The organism is Paracoccus sp. J55, assembly GCF_000513975.1.
GTDB lineage: Bacteria > Pseudomonadota > Alphaproteobacteria > Rhodobacterales > Rhodobacteraceae > Paracoccus.
The window spans coordinates 1-1,737 of the sequence record NZ_AZVA01000066.1 but is presented as its reverse complement, the minus strand read 5'-3'; the positions used below and the strand labels follow the sequence as shown (position 1 = coordinate 1,737).

Genomic DNA, 1,737 nt, shown 5'->3' with positions numbered 1-1,737 from the left:
CCCGCCAGCCTGTCGCCCCGATCTCCCTCACAGCCTTCCTGACCTTAGTGATCCGCGCCCTTGTGGCTCGTTCGGTGGGCGCCACCTCCGGCCACACATAGCCAGACAGCGTGTCGGCGGTTGCCTCCCCGCTCTTGCCAGGGTCGATCCAGCCGGACAGTCGCTGATGGATCAGCCGAGCCGGATCGCTCTCCAGTTTCCGCGCCTCGGCCAGATCAATCCGGGCATGCGGAACCCGCCCCAGGATTGCAGCCGCCAGACGAGGATTCAGGGCGACATACAGGTCTCCCGTCTCCTCATCGCTGGCGTAACTCGACAGCAATCGCGTCCCGATCTCACGATTTCCTTGGCGCACGAATACGGTCACGCCGAACAGGCGTTTGATCGCATCCTTGATGTGCTTGAGGTTCGTGCCGCTCTCAGCAAGGCCGATCTCGCGGGCGAGACGACGCAGGCTGTCCTTGACGATAAGCGATGTCGGCTTCTCTCGCGCCGCCTTCACGGCGTTGTCGGCGGGATCGAACAGGGCAAGCATGAGCTGCTTACCTCCAGGGCTGGCCTTGTCCTCCTGTTCGAGGATCAGGCCCTCTGGCCCTGCCATCGCGACGATGCCTTGCAGCACCCGCATCTCCAGAACCCCAAGCGGATCAAAGCCCTTGAACTCCAAGCGCTCGCCGTCTCCGAAGTCGTAGACAACATCGAGCTTGAGCCGCTTCCGGTCGCCTGGAGCCAGCGAACGGAAAAGCCCCGGTGCCAGCACATGCGCCCGGTCGTGTCGGGCATGGGTCAGGTCAACCATGCGAGCGCCCCCGCTCGCCCTTCGCACGGGTGGCTTCTGCCTCTCGTCCGCCATCATCGCGCCTCTCGATCTGGGCCGGGACCAGAAGCCCGCCATCCATGCGCCTATACCATTTATCGGCCATCGGCGGGCCGAAGTTCGCTTTCGCCTGACAAAGCCGGACGAAGCTGCGGCGGTCGCCGGGATCGACCCCGTGCGCCCGCGCGTCCGCTTCGGTCATGCCGAGCAAATTGAATTGCCCGCCCCGGACGTTATCGACCAGGACCGACGAACCGCGGGATGCCTGCTGCGCGTCTCCAGCGCCGTTCAGGGCCGCTCCCTTGGCCGTGTGGTGGAGGAACAGCACCGAAGCGCCTGTGCGCTCACAGATGCCCTCCAGGACGCCCAGGAGGCGCGCCATCTCGCCAGCCGAGTTTTCATCTCCGGAGTGGAACCGGCGCAGCGTGTCGATCACGACAAGGCGCGCCCCGGTCGCCATGCGCTCAATGGCATCGGCCCAGGCCGGGACAAGCAAATCAACCGCCCGGCCCATAAGCGGCACGATTTCCAGCGTCTCGGCCAGCTGGTCGATGGACCCAGCCACGGCTTCGCGGGCCGAATAGAGCCGGTGATTGATCGCAAGCGCCGGATCTTCGGCAGGCAGATACAGAACGCGGCCCTGTGCGGGATACTGCATGCCAAGCAGGTCCGGGCCTCCCGCGACGCCGATGGCGATTTCCAGTGCGACCCAGCTCTTGCCAGCGCCGCCCTGGGCGACAAGCGCCCCAACCGTCCCTGCGATCATGCCCGGCAATACGAAGTCGAGCGCGGGCGGCTGCTCGGTAAAACTTTTTCGAATATCAAGACGTGGCAAGGCCAGGTCGTTGATGCTATCATTCACGTCAGGCATTCGCTGTTCCAATCAGTCTGCCACACTTTCGCGGGGGTTCGGCGTTGCA

Annotated in this window: 2 protein-coding genes; both read right to left on the bottom strand. The window is 64.7% G+C overall.

Annotation, left to right across the window (positions count from 1 at the left end):
• The coding region (gene repC, locus PARJ55_RS0120575; RefSeq protein WP_028714667.1) for a replication protein C, IncQ-type at positions 1–799 on the bottom strand (799 nt) is incomplete at its 3' end.
• Positions 792–1,688 carry a helicase RepA family protein gene (locus tag PARJ55_RS22820; protein WP_051416398.1) on the bottom strand — a complete coding sequence of 299 codons (897 nt, stop codon included), beginning with the start codon at positions 1,686–1,688 and terminating at the stop codon, positions 792–794. The genes PARJ55_RS22820 and repC, both read right to left, overlap by 8 nt.
• Between the last annotated feature and the right edge of the window lie 49 nt (positions 1,689–1,737).

Bases quoted from the DNA above. Each gene is read 5' to 3' on its own strand.
- PARJ55_RS22820 (WP_051416398.1), bottom strand. From the start codon at position 1,688: ATGCCTGACGTGAATGATAGCATCAACGACCTGGCCTTGCCACGTCTT.